18 protein-coding genes are annotated in these 19,921 nt (G+C 63.4%); 9 read left to right on the top strand and 9 right to left on the bottom strand.

Annotation, left to right across the window (positions count from 1 at the left end):
• Window positions 1-11 precede the first annotated feature (11 nt).
• The 7 genes from KIG99_RS03745 to KIG99_RS03715 form a co-directional block, all read right to left on the bottom strand.
• Window positions 12-3,125: a multidrug efflux RND transporter permease subunit gene (locus KIG99_RS03745; protein ID WP_226458920.1), complete on the bottom strand. Its 3,114-nt coding sequence runs from the start codon at window positions 3,123-3,125 to the stop codon at window positions 12-14.
• 7 nt (window positions 3,126-3,132) lie between these two features.
• Entirely contained in the window at window positions 3,133-6,228 is a 3,096-nt protein-coding gene (locus tag KIG99_RS03740; RefSeq protein ID WP_226458919.1) for an MdtB/MuxB family multidrug efflux RND transporter permease subunit, read from the bottom strand.
• Window positions 6,225-7,676: an MdtA/MuxA family multidrug efflux RND transporter periplasmic adaptor subunit gene (locus KIG99_RS03735; protein ID WP_226458918.1), complete on the bottom strand. Its 1,452-nt coding sequence runs from the start codon at window positions 7,674-7,676 to the stop codon at window positions 6,225-6,227. The genes KIG99_RS03740 and KIG99_RS03735 overlap by 4 nt, the downstream gene beginning before the upstream one ends.
• A 165-nt stretch (window positions 7,677-7,841) precedes the next feature.
• Entirely contained in the window at window positions 7,842-8,270 is a 429-nt protein-coding gene (locus KIG99_RS03730) for an ExbD/TolR family protein (RefSeq protein WP_226458917.1), read from the bottom strand.
• A 22-nt stretch (window positions 8,271-8,292) separates the two neighbouring features.
• A complete protein-coding gene (locus tag KIG99_RS03725) occupies window positions 8,293-8,715 on the bottom strand; it encodes an ExbD/TolR family protein (RefSeq protein ID WP_226458916.1) in 423 nt (140 codons plus the stop codon).
• 6 nt (window positions 8,716-8,721) lie between these two features.
• Complete coding sequence (locus tag KIG99_RS03720; protein ID WP_226458915.1) at window positions 8,722-9,579, bottom strand: MotA/TolQ/ExbB proton channel family protein; 858 nt, start codon at window positions 9,577-9,579, stop codon at window positions 8,722-8,724.
• Between the two features lie 59 nt (window positions 9,580-9,638).
• The gene (locus KIG99_RS03715; protein ID WP_226458914.1) at window positions 9,639-10,277 is read right to left on the bottom strand and encodes an energy transducer TonB; all 639 of its coding nucleotides are present in this window, start codon (window positions 10,275-10,277) and stop codon (window positions 9,639-9,641) included.
• 466 nt (window positions 10,278-10,743) lie between these two features.
• Between KIG99_RS03715 and KIG99_RS03710 the strand changes: the two genes are divergently transcribed.
• From KIG99_RS03710 to KIG99_RS03700, 3 genes are all read left to right on the top strand, one after another.
• Complete coding sequence (locus KIG99_RS03710) at window positions 10,744-10,959, top strand: TOBE domain-containing protein (RefSeq protein WP_226458913.1); 216 nt, start codon at window positions 10,744-10,746, stop codon at window positions 10,957-10,959.
• A 169-nt stretch (window positions 10,960-11,128) separates the two neighbouring features.
• Window positions 11,129-12,268, top strand: coding sequence for a sigma-54 interaction domain-containing protein (locus KIG99_RS03705; protein ID WP_226458912.1), 1,140 nt, complete (start codon window positions 11,129-11,131; stop codon window positions 12,266-12,268).
• Between the two features lie 396 nt (window positions 12,269-12,664).
• The gene (locus KIG99_RS03700) at window positions 12,665-12,946 is read left to right on the top strand and encodes a DUF2325 domain-containing protein (RefSeq protein ID WP_226458911.1); all 282 of its coding nucleotides are present in this window, start codon (window positions 12,665-12,667) and stop codon (window positions 12,944-12,946) included.
• A gap of 65 nt (window positions 12,947-13,011) precedes the next feature.
• On the opposite strand, the gene KIG99_RS03695 is transcribed toward KIG99_RS03700, so the two are convergent.
• Window positions 13,012-13,191 carry a hypothetical protein gene (locus KIG99_RS03695; protein WP_226458910.1) on the bottom strand — a complete coding sequence of 60 codons (180 nt, stop codon included), beginning with the start codon at window positions 13,189-13,191 and terminating at the stop codon, window positions 13,012-13,014.
• A 399-nt stretch (window positions 13,192-13,590) separates the two neighbouring features.
• On the opposite strand from KIG99_RS03695, the gene KIG99_RS03690 reads away from it, so the two are divergent.
• The 6 genes from KIG99_RS03690 to KIG99_RS03665 all read left to right on the top strand — a co-directional run bounded on the left by KIG99_RS03690 (window position 13,591) and on the right by KIG99_RS03665 (window position 19,185).
• Complete coding sequence (locus KIG99_RS03690; protein WP_226458909.1) at window positions 13,591-14,109, top strand: rhodanese-like domain-containing protein; 519 nt, start codon at window positions 13,591-13,593, stop codon at window positions 14,107-14,109.
• A gap of 24 nt (window positions 14,110-14,133) precedes the next feature.
• The gene (gene cysK, locus KIG99_RS03685; protein ID WP_226458908.1) at window positions 14,134-15,108 is read left to right on the top strand and encodes a cysteine synthase A; all 975 of its coding nucleotides are present in this window, start codon (window positions 14,134-14,136) and stop codon (window positions 15,106-15,108) included.
• Window positions 15,105-16,070 carry a serine O-acetyltransferase EpsC gene (gene epsC, locus KIG99_RS03680; RefSeq protein ID WP_226458907.1) on the top strand — a complete coding sequence of 322 codons (966 nt, stop codon included), beginning with the start codon at window positions 15,105-15,107 and terminating at the stop codon, window positions 16,068-16,070. The genes cysK and epsC overlap by 4 nt, the downstream gene beginning before the upstream one ends.
• Window positions 16,067-16,294 (top strand): helix-turn-helix domain-containing protein, encoded by a 228-nt coding sequence (locus KIG99_RS03675; RefSeq protein WP_226458906.1) that lies wholly within the window; start codon window positions 16,067-16,069, stop codon window positions 16,292-16,294. Before epsC ends, KIG99_RS03675 begins: the two co-directional genes overlap by 4 nt.
• Before the next feature lie 106 nt (window positions 16,295-16,400).
• Window positions 16,401-17,327, top strand: a complete 927-nt coding sequence (locus tag KIG99_RS03670; RefSeq protein WP_226458905.1) for a family 2A encapsulin nanocompartment shell protein — start codon at window positions 16,401-16,403, stop codon at window positions 17,325-17,327.
• On the top strand, window positions 17,302-19,185 hold the full coding sequence (locus KIG99_RS03665) for a family 2A encapsulin nanocompartment cargo protein cysteine desulfurase (protein ID WP_226458904.1): 1,884 nt from the start codon (window positions 17,302-17,304) through the stop codon (window positions 19,183-19,185). Before KIG99_RS03670 ends, KIG99_RS03665 begins: the two co-directional genes overlap by 26 nt.
• A gap of 82 nt (window positions 19,186-19,267) precedes the next feature.
• Here the strand turns inward: KIG99_RS03665 and KIG99_RS03660 are convergent, their stop codons facing one another.
• A complete protein-coding gene (locus KIG99_RS03660) occupies window positions 19,268-19,900 on the bottom strand; it encodes a trimeric intracellular cation channel family protein (RefSeq protein ID WP_226458903.1) in 633 nt (210 codons plus the stop codon).
• Window positions 19,901-19,921 lie beyond the last annotated feature (21 nt).

The raw sequence follows: 19,921 nt of genomic DNA, 5'->3' as shown, positions 1-19,921 counted from the left end.
GATCATTTGTTTCAGGCCGCTTCCGCGGCTGGGTGGCGACGGGTTTTCCAGGCCTTGACGGCGAGGCGCAGGCGGTCGAGGTAAAGATAGACGACCGGGGTCGTATACAGGGTGAGCAGCTGGCTGACGATCAGGCCGCCGACGATGGAGATGCCGAGCGGCTGGCGCAGTTCGGCGCCGTCGCCGCTGCCCAGCGCGAGCGGAATGGCGCCGAAGATGGCAGCCAGCGTCGTCATCATGATCGGTCGGAAACGCAGTAAGCAGGCCTGGAAGATGGCCTCGCGCGGCGTCAGGTCACCGTCCCGTTCGGCCTGCAGTGCGAAGTCGATCATCATGATGGCGTTTTTCTTGACGATGCCGACCAGCAGGATGACGCCGATCATCGCGATCACCGTGAACTCGCTCTTGAAAGCGAGCAGACCAAGCAGGGCACCGACGCCGGCCGAGGGCAGCGTGGACAGGATGGTCAGCGGATGAACCAGGCTTTCGTAAAGAATTCCGAGTACGAGATAGACAGCGATGATGGCGCCGAGGATGAGTAGCGGTTGACTGCCCATCGAGGCCTGAAATGCCTTGGCCGAGCCTTCGAAACTGCCATACAGCGAAGTCGGCACGCCGAGCCGCGCCATCGCGTCGTTGATCGCCAGCGTCGCGTCGCCGAGCGAAACGCCGGGCGGCAGCGAGAAACTGATCGTTGAGGCGACGAACTGGCTCTGGTGGCTGACCGAGAGCGGCGCGAAGGTCGGTCCCCAGCTGGCGATCGCCGACAGCGGGATTTCCTTGCCGCCGGGTGCGGTCAACACGATTTCGGAGAGCGATTCCGGGCTCTGCCAGTAACGCGGTGCGGCTTCCATGACGACCCGGTACTGGTTGAGCGGGTTGTAGATGGTCGATACCAGGCGCTGTCCGAAATAGTCGTTGAGCGCGGTGTCGATGGCGCGCTGGGTCAGGCCGAGCCGGGCCGCAGCGTCGCGGTCGACGACCAGCGAGGTCTGCACGCCCTTGTCTTCGTTGTCGGTATCGATATCGACAAGCTCGGGCAGGGCTGACAAGGCCTTGCGGATTTTCGGCTCCCAGGCGCGCAATTCGGCCAGATTGTCGGTAAGCAGCGTGTATTGGTAGCTGGCGCTGCTCGAACGGGCGCCGATGCGGATTTCCTGCGCCGAGATCAGGAACAGGCGGGCACCGGCAACATGCGAGGTCTGCCGGCGCAGGCGCTCGATGATTTGCTCGGCGCTGGCGTCGCGCTCGGCGAGCGGCTTCAGGGTCACGAACATCTGTGCCGAATTACGTCCGCCGCCACCGGGACCGCCGCTGCCGCCGCCGGTCGAGCCGGCGACATTGGCAATGGCCGGGTCGCGCCGCACGATATCGACGAAATCGGCGAGCTTTTCCTGCATCGACTGGAAGGAGCTGCTCTGGTCGGCGCGGATGAAGCCGACCAGACGGCCGGTATCCTGCTGCGGGAAAAAGCCTTTGGGCACGATACCGTAGAGATAGACATTGAGACCGATCACGGCCAACAGTACGCAGAGCGTGATGCGGCCATGATCGAGCGTCCAGCCCAGGCTGCGCCGGTAGCCGGCGAGGAGCAGCCCGACGCCGCGCTCGGCGAGTTGCGCCAGGCGTCCGCTGCGGTAGCTGTCAGCCGGGCGCAGCAGGCGTGAGCACATCACCGGCGTGGTCAGCAGCGAGACGAACAGCGAAAGCACGATGGCCGCGGCCAGCGTCACCGCGAATTCGCGGAACAGGCGACCGACGATGCCACCCATGAAGAGGATGGGAATGAAGGCCGCGATCAGCGATACCGTCATCGAGACGATGGTCGAGCTGACTTCGCGAAAGCCGTGGATCGCCGCCTGCATCGGCGTCATGCCGCGCTCGATGTGGCGGCTGACGTTTTCCAGCACGACCACCGCATCATCGACGACAAAGCCGGTCGCTACGGTCAACGCCATCAGCGAGAGATTATTCAGGCTGAAGCCGGCCAGGTGCATCACGGCCAGCGTGCCGATCAGCGAGACCGGAACGGCCACGGCCGGAATCAGCGCGGCGCGGCGGTCGCGCAGGAAAAGCATGACGACCATGACGACCAGGCAGACCGAGGTGAACAGGCTGAAACCGACATCGCGCAACGAGGCGCGGATGGTCACGCTGCGATCCTGCACGATCTCGAGCTTGATCTCGGCCGGAATCGCTGCCTGCAGTTCGGGCAGGCGGGCGCGTACCTTGTCCACGGTGGCGATGATGTTGGCGCCGGGCTGGCGCTGGATCTGCAGGATGACCGAGGGTTTGCCGTTGGTCAGCGCGGCGTTGCGCAAGTCCTGGGCGCCGTCCTGAACCTCGGCGACGTCGGCGAGGCGCAGTGCGGCGCCGCTCTTCCAGGCAACGATCAGCGGCCCGTAGTCCTCGGCCTTTTTTGCCTGGTCGTTGGCGGTGATCTGCCAGCTTTGCTCGCCGTCCTCGATCACGCCCTTGGGCCGGTTGACGTTGGTGGCGACGACCGCCGTCCGCACGTCTTCCGGGCTGATGCCGCTGCGCGACAGGGCCTGCGGGTTGAGTTCGATGCGCACGGCGGGCAGGGCGCTGCCGCCGACGTTGATCTGGCCGACGCCTTCGATCTGCGACAGCTTCTGGCCGAGGATGGTGACCGCGGCGTCGTACATTTGGGCGCGCGACAGGGTGTTCGAGGTCAGCGACAGGATCACCACCGGCCCGTCGCTGGAGTTGGCCTTGCGCACCGACGGGTTGCCGGTCATGCCGCTCGGCAGCTGGGCGCGGGCGGCGTTGATTGCCGCCTGGACATCGCGCGCCGCGTCGTTGATGTTGCGGTTGAGATCGAACTGCAGGTTGATGTCGGTGCTGCCCAGCGAGTTGTTCGAGGTGATCTCGTTGATTCCGGCGATGCTGCCGAGGGCGCGTTCGAGCGGTGTCGCGACGCTGGACGCCATGGTTTCCGGGCTGGCGCCGGGCAGGCTGGCACGCACCGAGATGACCGGGTACTCGACTTGCGGCAGCGCAGCGGCCGGCAGCTGGAAGTAGGCTGCAATGCCGAGCAGGGTGATGCCCAGCGTGAGCAGCGTGGTGGCGACCGGGCGCTTGATGAAGGTGGCGGCAAAACTCATCGCGGCGTCACCTCAGGCCACCTGCCGGCGGGCGCACGGCGGCGATACGGCGCGCCAGGCGGTCGAAGGCGAGGTAGATGACCGGGGTCGTAAACAGCGTCAGCACCTGCGAAACGATCAGCCCGCCAACCATGGTGATGCCGAGCGGCTGGCGCAGCTCGGAGCCGACGCCGGTGCCGAGCATCAGCGGCAGCGCGCCGAGTAGGGCGGCCAGCGTCGTCATCAGGATGGGCCGGAAACGCAGCAGGCAGGCTTCGTAAATCGCTTCGTCCGGCGTCTTGCCCTGTTCGCGCTCCGCTTCGAGCGCGAAGTCAATCATCATGATGGCGTTTTTCTTGACGATGCCGATCAGCAGGATGATCCCGATGATGCCGACGATGCCGAGGTCGCTGCGGCACAGGATGAGGGCGAGCAGCGCACCGACCCCGGCCGAGGGAAGCGTGGACAGGATGGTCACCGGGTGGATGTAGCTCTCGTAGAGCACACCGAGCACGATGTACATGGTGACGATGGCGGCGATGATCAGCCAGACCGTGCTGTCGAGCGAGGCCTGGAAGGCCTGCGCCGCGCCCTGGAAGCGAATGCCGAGGCTGGCCGGTAGTGCGGCTTCGTCCTGCGCGGCGCGGATCGCCTTGACGGCATCGCCGAGCGCGACGCCGGGCGCCAGGTTGAAGGAGAAGGTCGCGGCCGGGAACTGGCCGATGTGGTTCACGGCAAGCAGGGTCGGCCGTTCGCTGATGCGCGCCACTGCGGAGAGCGGAATCTGCGCGCCGTTGGCGGCGACGACGTAGAGATTGCCGATCGCATCGAGGCCACGCTGGAACTCCGGCTTGACCTCGAGCACGACGCGATACAGGTTGGCCTGGGTAAAAATGGTCGAAACCAGGCGTTGACCGAAGGCGTTGTAGAGCACGTTGTCGATCGCCGCCGTGGTCACGCCGAGCCGGCCGGCGTTGTCACGGTCGATCTCGACATAGGCCTGGCGGCCTTGGTCCTGCCAGTCGTTGGCGACATCGGCCAGTTGCGGCAGTTGCGCCAGGCGTTCCTGCAGGCGATGCACCCAGACACCGAGCTGCTCGGAATCGGCGCCTTCCAGGCTGAACTGATACTGCGTCCGGCTCAGGCGGCTCTCGATGGTCAGGTCCTGTACCGGCTGCATGAACAGCGTGATGCCTTCGAGGCCGGTCGTCCGCGCCTGCAGGCGGCGGATGATGGCGGAGGCGCTCTCGGCCCGTTGTTCATGCGGTTTCAGGTTGATCAGCAGGCGGCCGCTGTTCAGCGTCGCGTTGATGCCGTCGACGCCGATGATCGAGGAAATGCTGTCTACCGCGGGATCTTCGGCGAGTGCCTCGACCACAGCCTGCTGGCGTTCGCGCATGGCAGCGAAGGAGATGTTCTGGGTGGCCTCGGTGACGCCCTGGATCAGGCCGGTGTCCTGCACCGGGAAAAAGCCTTTCGGGATCAGGATGTAGAGCACGACGGTCAGCACCAGCGTGCCGACAGCAACGATCAGGGTCAGGCCCTGGCGCTGCAATACCCAGCGCAGCGCGACGGCGTAGCGCGCGATGATGCGGTCAATGGCGGCGCCGGCGGCATGGTAGAACCAGCCCTGCTTTTCGTCGGGCACGTGATGCAGCAGGCGGGCGCACATCATCGGCGTCAGGGTCAGCGAAACAACGGCCGAGATCAGGATGGAAACGGCCAGCGTGATGGCGAATTCGCGAAACAGGCGGCCGACCACATCACCCATGAAGAGTAGTGGAATCAGCACGGCGATCAGCGAGAAGGTCAGCGAGATGATGGTGAAGCCGATCTGCGCCGAGCCCTTGAGGGCAGCTTCCATGGGCGTATCGCCTTCCTCGACGTAGCGGGCGACGTTCTCGATCATCACGATCGCGTCGTCGACGACGAAGCCGGTGGCGATGGTCAGCGCCATCAGGGTCAGGTTGTTGATCGAAAAGCCGGCCAGGTACATGACGCCGAAGGTGCCGACCAGCGAGAGCGGTACAGCGACGCTGGGGATGATGGTCGCCGGGACATTGCGCAGGAACAGGAAGATGACCAGCACGACGAGGCCGATCGACAGCAAAAGTTCGATCCTGACGTCGTGTACCGAGGCGCGGATGGTTACCGTGCGGTCGGTCAGCAATTGCAGGCTGACGTTGGCCGGCAGCGACTCCTGCAACTGGGGCAGCAATTGCTTGATGCGGTCTACGGTTTCGATGACATTGGCGCCGGGCTGGCGCTGGATGTTCAGGATGATCGCCGGGTCCTTGCCGGCCCAGGCGGCGAGGCGGTTGTTCTCGGCGCCATCGACCAGTTCGGCGACATCGCCGAGACGGATCGGCGCGCCGTTCTTCCAGGCGATGACCAGGTCGCGGTATTCGGCGGCCGAGCGCAACTGGTCGTTGGCATCCAGCGTCGAGGCGCGCAGCGGGCCGTCGAAGCTGCCCTTGGCCATGTTCACGTTGGCGTTGCCGATGATGCTGCGCAATTCCTCAAGATTGATGCCGTTCGCGGTCAGTGCCTGCGGATTGGCCTGGATGCGCACGGCCGGGCGCTGGCCGCCGCCGATGCTGACCAGGCCGACGCCGGCGACGCGGGAGATGCGCTGGGCGAGGCGGGTGTCGACCAGGTCTTCGACCTTGGGCAGGGGCAGGGCGGTCGACGTGATGGCGAGGGTGATAATCGGCGCGTCGGCCGGGTTGACCTTGCTGAACACCGGCGGCATCGGCAGGTCGTTGGGCAGGAAGGCGCTCGCCGAATTGATCGCGGACTGTACTTCCTGCTGCGCGACGTCGAGATCGAGACCGAGCGAGAACTGCAGGGTGACGACCGAGGCGCCGCCGGAGCTGGTGGACGACATCTGGTTGAGGCCGGCGATCTGGCCGAGCTGGCGCTCGAGCGGCGCCGTCACCGACGAGGTCATGACCTCCGGGCTGGCGCCGGGATAAAGCGTCGTCACCTGGATGGTCGGGTATTCCACCTCGGGCAGGGCCGAGACTGGCAGCATCCGGTAGCCGATCAGGCCGGCGAGCAGGATGGCCACCATCAGCAGCGAGGTGGCGACCGGCCGGAGGATGTAGAGACGCGACGGATTCATGGACGCAGATCCACCTTGCCGGTGGATGCGCCAAAGGCCTGGCCGATGCGCAGCGAAATGCGGTTGCCGAGTTCGAGCGAGGCCAGGTGGGTAGTGCCGGCAACCGAGCTTTGCTGGCGTTTTTCACCGTTGCCACGGCGCCCTTCGCCATCACCGCGCTTGCCTTCGCCCTCGCTGCGGCGCGGTCGCTTGCCTTCGCCGGTGGCCGGCGTTTCGCCGTTCTGCGCCTTGCCATCGACGCTCAGCACTTCGACCTTGCTGTCGGCCTGCAGGCGGTCGGCGCCATCGAGCACAACACGCTCGCCGGCGGCGAGACCTTCCTCGATCGCTACCTGGTTGCCATTGCTCGGGCCAAGACGGACCGGGCGCGATTCGACCTGTTGTTCCTTGTTGATCACATAGACGTAGGTGCCCTGCGGATTGCGCTGCACAGCAGCCGACTGGAGCAGGATTGCGTCGTGCCGGGTTTCCACCTTGAGGCGGGCATTGACGAACTGGTTGGGGAACAGGCTGTCGTCCTGGTTGGCAAATTCGGCCTTGAGCTTGACGGTGCCGGTACTGACGTCGATCTGGTTGTCGATGCTGCGCAATTTTCCGGTGCCGAGCAGGGTCCGGTTGTCGCGGTCCCAGGCCTCGACGACCAGGTTGTCGCCCTTGTGCAGGCGGCTGACGATATTGCCGATGCGTTCGGCTGGAATGGCAAAAACGACATTGATCGGCTGCGTCTGGGTGATCACGGCGATGCCGGTGCTGTCGGAGGAGCGCACGATATTGCCGACATCGACCTGGCGCAGGCCGAGACGCCCGGCGGCGGGCGCCGTGATGCGGGTGAAACCGAGGTTGAGGCGGGCATTGGCCTCCTGTGCCTTGTCTGTCTCGACGCTGCCCTTGTACTGGCGAACCAGCGCTTCCTGGGTGTCGACCTGCTGCTTGGCGATCGAATCCTTGCCGAGCAGGCCGCGATAGCGTTCCAGGTCAACCTGGGCGGCGGCGAGCAAGGCTTCGTCCTTCTGCACCTGGCCGCGGATCTGGTCGAGCTGGATCTGGAAGGGGCGTGGATCGATTTCGGCGAGCACGTCGCCGGCCTTGACCTGCTGGCCTTCCCGGAAGTTGATGCGGACGATGGGGCCATCCACCCGTGCCTTGACCAGGGCGGTGTTGGAGGCTGTCGCCGTGCCCAGCGCGGCAACGACCACATCGAGTTCGCCGGCTTTGGCTTCGGTGGCCTTGACCGGCTGGCTACGCGCCGGTCCGCCCGGACGACCCTGGCGATCACCGCGCCGGCCGCCGGCCGGCCCCCCGGGATTGGTCGCTTCATCGGCTTTCTGATCGGTCGACGGTGCAAAAACGAGATATCCGGCCCCGGCCGCGAGCAGGAGCGTGGCCGAAACGGCCAGGATTTTTGTCCGGCGACTGAAGCCGCCCCGAAGTTTTTCTTTGATTCCCATGAAACAGGTTCCGTATCGGATGAGGTGTTGCTGGTCGCCAGCAGGCTGACGTGTCGTTGATTGGTGTGTGCCGTGCATGCGGACGCCAGGGCTGGCACCGTTGCGGATGCGGTGCCAGCCCTGGCGTCTGCGCGGAAAAATGGATCGATGTGCTGTCGCTTGCGCCTAGAGGAATTGCTCGGCGCCGACCAGACCGACCTTGGTCAGTCCCTTGCGCTGCACCGAGGCCATGACCCCTGCCACATAGCGGTAGGGGGCGCGTTTATCCGGGCGGACATGCAGTTCGGGCTGGACGGCCTGTGCCGCCGCAACGACCAGGTGTCCTTCGAGTGCTCCGGCATCGGCCAGTTGCTCGCCGTTCCACGAAACCGCACCGCTCGAAGCGATGTCGATCTTGACGATGTCGGGCTTGCTGGTCGCCGGCGGCGGATTGCCGACCGGCATGTTCATGTTCACCGAGTGCAGCTGGATCGGGATGGTGATGATCAACATGATCAGCAGCACCAGCAGCACATCGATCAGCGGCGTGGTATTGATATCGACGAGGATGTCGGGATCTCCCGAACTGCTCCCCGAGCCAACGTTCATGGCCATGCGTGTTCTCCTAAATGAACGGTCAGTGCAGCGGCGGCGGGTCGGTGATGAAACCGAGCTTGAGAATCCCGGCGCGCTGACATGCCAGAACCACCTTGCCGACGAACTCGTAAGGCGCGCCGCCGTCGCCGCGGATCTGGACTTCCGGCTGCGGCTCGACGCTGGCGATGCCCTTCAGTTGCTTGAGCAACTCGTCATTGCCGGCGACGCGTTTTTCGTTCCAATACACGCCACCATCGCGCGCCACCGAAATGTTGATGTTCTCCGGCTTGGTGACGCGCGGCTGGTTGCGCTCCTTGGGCAGTTCAACCGGCACGGTGTGGGTGACGACGGGAATGGTGATCAGGAAGATGATCAGCAAAACCAGCATCACGTCGACCAGTGGGGTCGTGTTGATGGCGGAGAGGACTTCGTCCTCTTCCGTGGCGCCAACGGTCATTGCCATGGCTGATTACACCGAGATCGCGCGGATGGTGTGCACCACCTTCGGCGAGCTGTCGCTGATGCGGCTGGCGGCGGCGCCAAGCAGCACGGCATGCAGTTCGTTGCCGAAGGTGCGGACATCCTCGAGCGCGGCCTTGTTGCGGCGCACCAGCCAGTTGTAGCCGAGCACGGCGGGGACGGCCACGGCGAGGCCGATCGCGGTCATGATCAGCGACTCGCCAACCGGGCCGGCGACTTTGTCGATCGATGCCTGGCCGGCGATGCCGATTGCGGTCAGGGCGTGATAGATCCCCCACACCGTACCGAACAGACCAACGAACGGTGCTGTCGAACCGACCGTACCGAGGAAAGCGAGACCATCCTGCAGACGGCTCTGGACGTTTTCGATCGAGCGATGGATGGAAAGCTGGATCCAGTCGTTCAGGTCGATATAACCGAGCAGGCCGCGGTGATGCGCGGTGGCTTCGGCGCCGGACTTGGCGATGTAATGGAAGGCGCTGCTCGTGTCGAGCGATTCAATGGCCTGTTCGACACCACCGGCCGCCCAGAAGGTTTCGTTGGCTTTCTTGCTCTGGCGGGCCAGTTTGCTCTGTTCGTAAAGCTTGGTGAAGATGATGAACCAGCTGCCGGCCGACATGATGACCAGGATGGCCAGCGTGCCCTTGGCGACGGCGTCGCCGCCCTTCCACAAGGCGTCGAGACCGTAGGGGTTGTCGACGGTTTCCTTGGTGGTCCCTTCTGCCGGGGCTGCAGCCTTTTCGGCAACCGGCTGGGTTTGCTGGGCCATGGCGATGGGCGAAGCGACGGCGCTGATGGCGATGACCAGGGCGGTAGCCAGGGCTCGGATTCTGATGAGGCGGGACATTTATATTTCTCCTGTGAAAACGAATTTGAAAATGCGGTATTGAAGGTTTGCCGGTCGACTCAGTTGTCTACGCGGAAAGAAATCATCTGTTTGACGCGGACATCGCGTCCCTGGCCAACACAGCGGTACTGGGAAACGGCCTTGGCAGCGGCCGGGTTGAATACCGAGTTGCTCGAACGGGCGATCGCCACATCCTTGATGTTGCCGTCGGCGGCGACCGTGAACTCGACCACGACGTCACCCGACAGGCCCATGCGTTCGGCCTGGGCCGGCATCTGTGGTGTCACGCTGCGGAAATTCGGGCAAGCCACCGCCACATTGACGGCCGGCGGGGCGACCGGGACCGCCGGGGCGGGCGGCGGTGCCGGTGGTGTCGGCGTGCTGCTGGTCGTGATCACCGGGGCCGGTGCGCTCGGCGCCGGGGTGTCCGGTGGCGGCGCGTAGGCCGGTGGTGGCGGGGCGCTGCTCTTGGGTGGTGCGGCCACGACCTTGGGCGGCGGAGGCGGCGGTGGCGGTGCCTTGATCTCTTCGATGATGGCGACGTCGAGCGGCGACTTGATGACCTCGATCACCTTGCGGCCAAGGCCGTTGGCCAGCGCGTAGACGAGGACCACGTGAAAGACGATGACGGTGGATATCCCGATCAGGTGCTTGCGCGGGTCGCGTTGCTGTTCTGCGTAGCTTGATGCGTGCTTCATGGGCAATGAGTCTCTGGATGAATGGGGTGTCGGTGTATCGCCAGTGAATGCTGAGGCGATGCGCCGGTTTGCTGTTGCTGTGGTGCAGCATGAGCCATGCCCGAAACCGGTTTGCTAAGAAGCATTTTTGCTAAGGCACGGAAAATTCAGCAACTTTTCTGATAACGAGAGCGCGGCTCCGGTGTGTGTCCCGGCGTCTTTTTGTGTTCGGCTGCTGCGCTGGCAACAGTATTTCAAGATGAGCTGCTGCGCTGGCAACAGTGCCTGGACGATCTCTTGTCGGTGTCATTGCCGCTCGAAAATGCTTATATGAAAACTGTCTTTGTTGCCCGGGCCGATCGCTCTTAACCTGTGCTCACGCCATGCCGCTCCAACCGCCGCAATGCCGGCTTGAATGCCCGTTTCGCGCAAGGTAAGGGGGCGGCAGCGATTCATCGAATCCCAACAGTCATTAAGGAAGAAGAGCATGACCATCCAGCTGATCAATGCACGTAACCAGTTCAAGGGCGTCGTCAAGGACATCGTCCTTGGTCCCGTCGTTTCCGAAGTCGAAGTCGATACGCCGTTCGGCATCGTCACTTCGGTAATCACCACCCGCTCGGTCAAGGATCTCGATCTGCAGATCGGCACCGATGTGCTCGCCCTGGTCAAATCGACGGAGGTTTCGATCGCCAAGCTCTGATCCCCGCTTCGCCGAGTTCGCGCCGCAGACAACCACGCGGCGGACCGGACAGCAGCAGGGGAAAAAAGTGCAGGGACGGATTTTCGGTGGCAAGCCGGAAACTGTCGGGAATGTCCTTTCACAGAAAGGGGTGGGCGCGTTTATCGGGCGTCGCCCAAGGGGAATCGAAATGAACAAAGTATTGACCTTTCCGGATTCGCAGGCGCATCCGTTGTCCATCCGTGCCAAGGCACTGGTTTTCAACGACCCGGTGTCGCTCGATATCCTGAACACGACGGAACTGATCGCGCCGAGCGAAGCGACCGTGCTGATCATCGGCGACACCGGGACCGGCAAGGAACTGATCGCCCGCCACGTGCATAACCAGAGCGGCCGAAGTGGCCCGTTCGTCGCGGTCAACTGCGGTGCTTTCAGCGAAACCCTGATCGAGGCCGAACTGTTCGGCCACGAAGCCGGTGCGTTTACCGGTGCCCAGGGCCAGCGCGCCGGCTGGTTCGAGGCGGCACAGCACGGCACGCTTTTCCTCGACGAAATCGGCGACCTGCCGCTCGCCATGCAGGTCAAGCTGCTGCGTGTGCTGCAGGAACGCCAGGTGGTGCGCCTCGGTTCGCGCAAGCCGATCGACATCGACGTCCGCCTGGTCGCCGCGACCAACGTCGACCTGGTCAGTGCCGTCGAGGCCGGACATTTCCGGGCCGATCTCTATTACCGGCTGAATATTGCAACGATCAACCTGCCGCCGCTACGCGACCGGCCGGGCGACATCATCCCGCTGGCCCGCCACTTCGTGGACAGCTACCGGGCCAAGCTCCACCTCGGTCCCATCGAGTTTTCCTCGAATGCGCGCCAGGCACTGCTTTCCTATATCTGGCCGGGCAACATCCGCGAGCTGGAGAACGTCATTCATTACGCGCTGATCGTCTGCCGCGAAAACGTCATCCGCTCTGCCGATCTGCGCCTCAACGAGCGGGTACCGGTGCTGGCCGGCGTGCGGCCAGCTTCTGCTGCGGATGATGACAACGAATGCCGGCTCTCCAGAGCCTTCCAGGAAATGTTCGAGGAAAACCGCGAGGCACTTTTCGAGCAGGTCGAAGAAACCCTGGTTCGCCTGGCCTTTGAGCATTGCGACAACAATCAGGTGCGCACGGCGCGCCTGCTCGGCATCTCGCGCAACATCCTGCGCGCCCAGCTCAAGCGTTTCGGGCTGCTCGCGCCGGGCAAAGGCGAGGATGGTGCCGGTGATGACGCCATCGGTTCGGTGGTTCGTATCGGCGAAGGACGCAATGCCCAGGTAGAGCAGCTCGGCTAAGTTGTCCTGTCTGGTTTTTCGTATTTTTTGACGGTCGACCGTTCTAATGTTGCCGGTTTGGTGCGGGTCATGCAAATCCCGTGAGCAGGCGCTTCGTAGTGCATTCGATATGAATGGCCGCCGCATATCCTTATCGCAAACAAGTCGTTCCGGATCGGCCGGCCCGCCGGTAAATTGGCAGACATGAACTCCCTGCGTTCATTGTCATCTCTCTCCAAACGCCTAGCGTTTTTTGCCCGTCACCCTGCGTGACGGGCTTTTTATTTTCCGTTTCCGCATTGGCAGCTTGGCGGAAAAGCTTATCAGCCCTTGCCTTATGTCCTTCGACAAACAAGCTCGTTCCATCCCCGTTCTGCGGGCGCTAGATTGAGGCTGTCGAAATCGCAGGGGTACATCATGGCCGCATTGATTGTTGGTGGTGATCGGGTAGGCAACTACAAGGACTTCCTTGCCGGGCAGGGCTATTTGCCGGTGCGGCACTGGAGCGGGCGCAACCAGAGTGAGTGCCATCGCCGGATTCCGCTCGATACGCGCGTCATCGTGGTCATGGTCGACCAGATCAATCATGGCCTGGCGCGCAAGATCCGCCGGGCGGCCGACGAAATGTCGGTGCCGGTGGTGTTCAGCAAGCGCAGTGTCGTGCAGTTGAGTTCGGTGCTGGCCGGCGTTGCCGCCTGAACCCGGACGAAAAAAAGGCCCTCCGGATATCGGAGGGCCTTTTGCTTTGTGGCAGCTTGATGGGCTCAGGAAAGATCGGCTGGCACCAGCGGTGCGCCACGGCGCAAGGCCAGGCGGAGCAGGGCGCGCGCTTCTTCCGGTTGCGTTTCGTCCAGCCAGCCGGGCAGGGCGCCGAAGCGGCTTTCGTAGGTGGCAAACAGATCGATGCGGGCCGGGCGGATCGGCAATTCGAGGGTCAGAACCATTTTCAACTCCTTGCTCCCCTGTGAGTCCGGCGCTGCCGGCTCCCGGGGAGTACTGGAGCGAGCGACGCTTTAGCCAGTACTTGTCGGCCGCCCTGGCAAGTTATCGATTAAATCCGGCGGCTGGTTGGCATTGTGGAGCGGAGCCAGACGGTCGACAAAGACTTTTTGGCTATTTCCATATGTCGACCGCCACGAATCCTGCCGGGTGGTTTCAGGTGGCTATAGCCAACACCCTTATTACGTTGTTTGTTATATCGATCTGAATTTTTATTCGTTCTTGTCATGAAGAGCGCGGCATAAATTGGCGGCTACAGACGTCACCGCAGGCTTTCCGGCGACGCCGATCCCAACCTGGGCCAGCCGATCTGTGCTGGTCGCCAAGATGCGAAAGGAATTTCCATGTCCGATGTCGTGATTGATCTCCAGCAGCCTTCCGGGGCGCCCGCGGTCTTCGCCGAAGATGGTTTCGCCGGCGCCTGTTCGCCGATTCTGGAAAAGGCCCGCCAGCGCGCTCAGGAAGAAGCGTTGCCCTATGCCGGCAGCGTCTCGCCGCAGGACGCCTGGACGCTCTTCACCAGTGGCGAAGCCGTGCTGGTCGATGTGCGCACCGCCGAGGAGCGCAAGTTCGTCGGCCATGTGCCGGAATCGAAGCATGTCGCCTGGGCGACCGGCCTGTCGCTGTCGCGCAATCCGCGTTTTGCCAAGGAACTCGAAGCCAAGGGCGGCAAGGATGAAGTCTTCCTGCTCCTCTGCCGCAGCGGCAAGCGCTCGGCGGCGGCAGCCGAAGCGGCGCAAAAGGCCGGTTTCAAGAACGTCTTCAACATCACCGAAGGTTTCGAGGGCGATCTCGACGAGCAGCAGCGTCGCGGCGCCTTCAACGGCTGGCGTCATGCCGGTTTGCCCTGGGTCCAGGATTAATCAACTTTTTAGGGAGATACAGCAATGTCCAAGATTTTTGCAGATAACTCGCAGTCCATCGGCAATACGCCGCTGATCCGCCTCAACCGCATCATCGATGGTGCCAGGGCAACTGTGCTGGCCAAGATCGAAGGTCGCAACCCGGCCTATTCGGTCAAGTGCCGGATTGGCGCCGCCCTGATCAATGATGCCGAAAAGCGCGGCCTGCTCGGGCCGGGCAAGGAACTGGTCGAACCGACTTCCGGTAACACCGGCATCGCGCTCGCCTTCGTTGCCGCCGCCAAGGGCATTCCGCTGACCCTGACCATGCCGGAAACGATGAGTATCGAACGCCGCAAGCTGCTCACCGCCTTCGGTGCCAAGCTGGTCCTGACCGAAGGCGCCAAGGGCATGTCCGGCGCCATCGCCAAGGCCGAGGAAATTGCGGCTTCCGACGCCAAGTACGTGCTGCTGCAGCAGTTCAAGAATCCGGCCAATCCGGCCATCCACGAAGCGACGACCGGTCCGGAAATCTGGAATGACACCGACGGCGCGATTGACATCTTCGTTTCTGGCGTCGGTACCGGTGGCACGATTACCGGCGTTTCGCGATTCATCAAGCAGCAGAAGGGCAAGGCGATCCAGTCGGTTGCCGTCGAACCGACCGCCAGTCCGGTGCTGACCCAGGCCAAGGCAGGCGAGCCGATCAAGCCGGGGCCGCACAAAATTCAGGGCATTGGTGCCGGTTTCGTGCCGGGCGTGCTCGACCTGGCGCTGGTCGATGCCGTCGAACAGGTATCCAACGAGGATGCCGTGCTCTACGCCCGCCGCCTGGCCAAGGAAGAAGGCATCATTTCCGGTATTTCGAGCGGCGCCGCCGTCGCCGCTGCTGCCCGCCTGGCGCAGAAGCCGGAAAACGCCGGCAAGACCATCGTCGTCGTGCTGCCCGACTCCGGCGAACGTTACCTCAGCTCCATCCTGTTCGAAGGCCTGTTCAACGAAGCCGGGCTGGCCGCATGAGACATCCAGTCGCCAACTCGTCCCTCGCCTATGAGCAGGTTGGCGGCTGGGGCGTCAAGGAAATCGTCGCCGAACTGCACGCCGCCCGCGATCGTTGGCGCGAGCAGCAACAGCGCAGCCGGGAGTTCGCTGTGCGCGAATTCCCGTCGCGCGAGGCATTGAAGGACATTGCCGAGTCGTTGTGTGGTGTGTTGTTCCCGATGCGCCTCGGTCCTTCCGACCTGCACCAGGAAGGCGAGGACTTCTACGTCGGCCATACGCTGGACAGCGCGCTCAATGCGCTGTTCGGCCAGGTCGAACTGGAACTGGGCTACAACCGGCGCCTGCAGTGCGAAGAGCGGAACGATGTCGAGTCGCTTGCGGCCGAGATCGTCAAGGCCTTCGCGCAGCAGCTGCCGGCCCTGCGCAACCTGCTCGACTCCGATGTCGAGGCGGCCTATTCGGGCGACCCGGCGGCGCGCAGCGTAGACGAAGTGCTGCTTTGCTATCCGGGCATACTCGCGGTGATCTATTACCGCCTGGCACACGCCCTGTATACGCTGGGCGCGCCGCTGGTCGCCCGCATCCTGTCCGAGATTGCCCATTCGACAACCGGCATCGACATTCATCCCGGTGCCAAGATCGGCCCCGGCTTCTTCATCGACCACGGCACGGGTGTCGTGATTGGCGAAACCACCGTCATCGGACAGCGCGTGCGTCTTTATCAGGCGGTGACGCTGGGCGCCAAGCGTTTCACGCAGGATGAAACCGGTGCGCTCGAAAAAGGGGCGCCACGGCATCCGATTCTCGAGGATGAAGTCGTTGTCTATGCCGGTGCGACCATCCTGGGCCGCATCACCATCGGCCAGGGCTCGAGCATCGGCGGCAATGTCTGGCTGACGCGCAGCGTCCCGCCCGGCAGCCATGTTTCGCAGGCCAGCCTGCAGCATGAGCCGGGTGGTGCCGGCAAGGTGACGCAATGACCGCCCTGATCCAGGATTTTGGTCTCGCCGTGCGGCACTTTCGCGAACACCACGGCTGGTCGCAGGAACTGCTCGCCGAGAAGGCCGACCTCAACCGTTCTTATCTCGGCGAAGTCGAGCGGGGACGGGCGATTCCCTCGCTGGCGACCGCCGCCAAGCTGGCCGCGGCCCTCGGTATTCCTCTCTCCGGTCTGCTTGCCCATTGCGAACAACAGGCGGCCTGAACTCCTGCTTGATGGCTATAGCATGTTGAAGGCGGGAGCCCTCCTTTCGACAATGCTTAGCTGAATTTCTTATAAATATTTTCATTCCTGATCTAAGGAGAGTTACATGGCTCAACATCCCGAAGCCACCGCCCTGGGCGATACCGCCGCACGGCAGTTGGCGAATGCCACCAAGACCACCGCCCAACTGTCGACCATCAGCCCGCGCTGGCTGGTGCACCTGCTGCAGTGGCTGCCGGTCGAAGCTGGTATCTACCGCCTGAACACGGTCAAGAATCCGGCTGATGTGCGCGTTGCCTGCTCGCAGCGCGACGAGTCCGAGCTGCCGAACACCTTCGTCGATTACGACGAGCAGCCGCGCGAATACTTCCTCAATGCCGTCAATACCATCCTCGACGTGCATACCCGCGTTTCCGACCTGTACAGCAGCCCGCATGACCAGATCAAGGAACAACTGCGCCTGACCATCGAGACGATCAAGGAACGTCAGGAATCGGAACTCATCAACAACCCGGATTATGGCCTGCTCGCCAACATCGCCGACGAACAGCGCATCTCGACGCTGACCGGTGCGCCGACCCCGGACGACCTCGACGACCTGCTGACCAAGGTCTGGAAAGAACCCGCCTTCTTCCTCGCGCATCCGCTGGCGATCGCTGCCTTTGGCCGCGAATGCACCCGGCGTGGCGTGCCGCCGCCGACCGTTTCGCTGTTCGGTGCCCAGTTCCTGACCTGGCGCGGCATTCCGCTGATCCCGTCGGACAAGATCCCGGTTGATGGCGGCAAGACCAGCATCATCCTGCTGCGCGTAGGCGAAAAGCGCCAGGGCGTGGTTGGTCTGTTCCAGCCCGGTCTGGCCGGCGAACAGAGTCCGGGTCTGTCGGTCCGCTTCATGGGTATCAATCGCAACGCCATCGCGTCCTACCTGATTTCGCTGTATTGCTCGCTGGCCGTGCTGGTGCCGGATGCGATTGCAGTCCTCGAAGATGTGGAGATCGGCAAGTACCATGAATATCCCGACACCTACAAGTAATGGCCTCAGTGGCGTCACCTCGGGGCTGAGCGCCGGCGCGGCGCCCGGACTTCCCGACGAGGTCACGCTTGGACGGATGGCATCGGCCTTTTTCCAGGCCCTGCCGGGAGCCGCTTTGCCTTCGTTCGACAACTTTGCGAGCTCACTGGGCGCGGGTAGCGATGTTGGCAAAAGCGCGGCACCGGAACTGAGCCTGGCTCAGTCCGGCCCGAGCATCCTGCCGCAACCCGCTTCTGCTCCTGTTGCGCCGGATGTTGTCGATCCGCTGGGTTCCGGTGGCGCCGAGTTTGGCGTGCCGGAGGCCTATGCGGCTTCGCTGCCCAGTGTCACCCCGCCACAGCCGCCGAGCGCTTTCACCGACTCGCTCCCTGTATCGCCACCGGGTTCGCCGTACTACTTCATTGGCGAAGCCAGTCCGTACGCGCAGTCCGGCGTGCCGGCCAAGCCGGAGAACCGTGTTGTCGCGCAGAGCTTCGGCCTGCCGGGACAGGGCGAATTGCTGGCCTTGCTGGCGGATATCGGCCACGAACGCAAATCGGCTGATATTTCCGGTCAACCGCAAAATTCGGGCAATTTCTATTTCCTGGATGCAGCGCGTGAGCCGGAGATTGCCCCGTCTGCGCGTCCTCCGTTCGACGTCAATGCCGTGCGCCGCGACTTCCCGATTCTCCAGGAGCGCGTCAACGGCAAGCCGCTGGTCTGGTTCGACAACGCCGCGACCACGCAGAAGCCGCAATCGGTGATCGACCGTCTCGCCTATTTCTACGCCCACGAGAATTCCAATATTCACCGTGCGGCGCATGAACTGGCGGCGCGAGCGACCGATGCCTACGAGGCGGCGCGGCAGAAGGTGCAGCGTTTCCTGGGCGCCGGCTCGGCCAACGAGATCATCTTCGTGCGCGGTGCAACGGAAGCCATCAACCTGGTCGCCAAGACCTGGGGCGTCCAGAACATCGGCGAAGGCGACGAGATCGTGGTCTCGCTGCTTGAACACCACGCCAACATCGTGCCCTGGCAACAACTGGCGGCACAGGTCGGTGCGAAGATTCGCGTCATCCCGGTCGACGACAGCGGGCAGCTCAAACTGGACGAACTCCAGAAACTGCTCAATGCCAAAACCAAGCTCGTTTCGGTGACGCAAGTCTCGAACGCGCTGGGGACGGTGACGCCGATCAAGCAGGTGATCGACATGGCCCACGCGGCCGGCGCCAAGGTGCTGGTCGATGGCGCGCAATCGGTTTCCCACCTGCGCGTCAATGTGCAGGCGCTTGATGCCGACTTCTTCGTGTTCTCGGGCCACAAGATCTTCGGTCCGACCGGCATCGGCGTGGTCTACGGCAAGGCAGCATTGCTTGAGCAGATGCCTCCCTGGCAGGGCGGCGGCAACATGATTGCCGACGTTACCTTCGAGAAGACGCTGTTCCAGCCGGCCCCGAACAAGTTCGAAGCCGGTACCGGCAACATCGCCGACGCGGTCGGTCTGGGTGCGGCGCTCGATTACGTCGAACGTATCGGCATAGAGAACATCGCCCGCTACGAGCATGACCTGCTGGTCTATGCGACGCGCGGCCTGTCCTCGATTCCCGGCGTGCGCCTGATCGGCACGGCGGCGGACAAGGCGAGCGTGGCTTCCTTCGTGCTGGCCGGCTACTCGACCGAAGAGGTGGGCAGGGCGTTGAACGAGGAAGGCATCGCGGTGCGCTCCGGCCACCACTGCGCGCAACCGATCCTGCGCCGTTTCGGCGTCGAAGCGACCGTGCGTCCTTCGCTGGCGTTCTACAACACCTGCGAGGAAATCGACCGCATGCTGGCTGTCGTGCGCCGTCTGGCACGTGGCAAAGGCAAGGTCGCGGCGTAAGCCGGGTTGGTTCAGGCTCCAAAAAGCCGGCGGCAACGCCGGCTTTTTTCATTTCCAGCCTGTGTAATTGCCGCCCGGCGGTTCAGCGCTTTTCCGGCGGCCAGGGCGGAATGTGCCAGTGCTGCGCCAGGGCGAGCAGGCGCAGGCCGGTGATGCTGACGATGCCGAGGATGGTCGACAACTGCGGTGCCAGTTGCAGCTCGCGCAGGCCGAGGAAGATGCCGCAGCCGATGAAGGTGCACATCGTGTAGGGCCGATGGTCGTGAAAGACCTTGGGAATCTCGTTGCACAGTACGTCGCGCGACACGCCGCCGAAAACCGCGGTCAGCGAGCCCATCAGGATGGCGATCACCGGCGGCATGCCGGCGCTAAGGGCGATCGAGGCACCGGAAATGGTGAACAGCCCGAGGCCGAGGGCATCGGCAAATTCCATCAGCTTGTCGCCGATCTCGTGACGTGCGGCGCGCAGCAGCAGCGGCGCGACCAGGGTCATGGCAAGGACCAGCCAGACATATTCCTGGTGCTGCACCCAGAACAGCGGCCGGCGGTCGAGCAGCACATCGCGCAGCGTACCGCCGCCAAAGGCGCTGACGAAGGTGACCGAGAGCACGCCGATGATGTCCATCCGCTTGCGGGTGGCTTCGATCAGCCCGGAAAGAGCGAAGGCGATGGTCGCCGCAACTTCGATCAGGGAAAGGAGCAAATCAATGTGCATTACGTAAGGCGCGGGAGAAAA

The sequence above is a fragment of the Quatrionicoccus australiensis genome (assembly GCF_020510425.1).
GTDB lineage: Bacteria > Pseudomonadota > Gammaproteobacteria > Burkholderiales > Rhodocyclaceae > Azonexus > Azonexus australiensis_A.
Note: the sequence above shows the minus strand (reverse complement) of the source record. Positions and strands in the feature narration are given on the sequence as shown.

Bases quoted from the DNA above. Each gene is read 5' to 3' on its own strand.
- KIG99_RS03665 (WP_226458904.1), top strand. From the start codon at position 17,302: ATGAATATCCCGACACCTACAAGTAATGGCCTCAGTGGCGTCACCTCG.
- KIG99_RS03705 (WP_226458912.1), top strand. From the start codon at position 11,129: ATGAACAAAGTATTGACCTTTCCGGATTCGCAGGCGCATCCGTTGTCC.
- KIG99_RS03660 (WP_226458903.1), bottom strand. From the start codon at position 19,900: ATGCACATTGATTTGCTCCTTTCCCTGATCGAAGTTGCGGCGACCATC.
- KIG99_RS03740 (WP_226458919.1), bottom strand. From the start codon at position 6,228: ATGAATCCGTCGCGTCTCTACATCCTCCGGCCGGTCGCCACCTCGCTG.
- KIG99_RS03700 (WP_226458911.1), top strand. From the start codon at position 12,665: ATGGCCGCATTGATTGTTGGTGGTGATCGGGTAGGCAACTACAAGGAC.
- KIG99_RS03715 (WP_226458914.1), bottom strand. From the start codon at position 10,277: ATGAAGCACGCATCAAGCTACGCAGAACAGCAACGCGACCCGCGCAAG.
- cysK (WP_226458908.1), top strand. From the start codon at position 14,134: ATGTCCAAGATTTTTGCAGATAACTCGCAGTCCATCGGCAATACGCCG.
- KIG99_RS03690 (WP_226458909.1), top strand. From the start codon at position 13,591: ATGTCCGATGTCGTGATTGATCTCCAGCAGCCTTCCGGGGCGCCCGCG.
- KIG99_RS03675 (WP_226458906.1), top strand. From the start codon at position 16,067: ATGACCGCCCTGATCCAGGATTTTGGTCTCGCCGTGCGGCACTTTCGC.
- KIG99_RS03710 (WP_226458913.1), top strand. From the start codon at position 10,744: ATGACCATCCAGCTGATCAATGCACGTAACCAGTTCAAGGGCGTCGTC.
- KIG99_RS03725 (WP_226458916.1), bottom strand. From the start codon at position 8,715: ATGGCAATGACCGTTGGCGCCACGGAAGAGGACGAAGTCCTCTCCGCC.
- KIG99_RS03730 (WP_226458917.1), bottom strand. From the start codon at position 8,270: ATGGCCATGAACGTTGGCTCGGGGAGCAGTTCGGGAGATCCCGACATC.
- epsC (WP_226458907.1), top strand. From the start codon at position 15,105: ATGAGACATCCAGTCGCCAACTCGTCCCTCGCCTATGAGCAGGTTGGC.
- KIG99_RS03670 (WP_226458905.1), top strand. From the start codon at position 16,401: ATGGCTCAACATCCCGAAGCCACCGCCCTGGGCGATACCGCCGCACGG.
- KIG99_RS03720 (WP_226458915.1), bottom strand. From the start codon at position 9,579: ATGTCCCGCCTCATCAGAATCCGAGCCCTGGCTACCGCCCTGGTCATC.
- KIG99_RS03735 (WP_226458918.1), bottom strand. From the start codon at position 7,676: ATGGGAATCAAAGAAAAACTTCGGGGCGGCTTCAGTCGCCGGACAAAA.
- KIG99_RS03745 (WP_226458920.1), bottom strand. From the start codon at position 3,125: ATGAGTTTTGCCGCCACCTTCATCAAGCGCCCGGTCGCCACCACGCTG.
- KIG99_RS03695 (WP_226458910.1), bottom strand. From the start codon at position 13,191: ATGGTTCTGACCCTCGAATTGCCGATCCGCCCGGCCCGCATCGATCTG.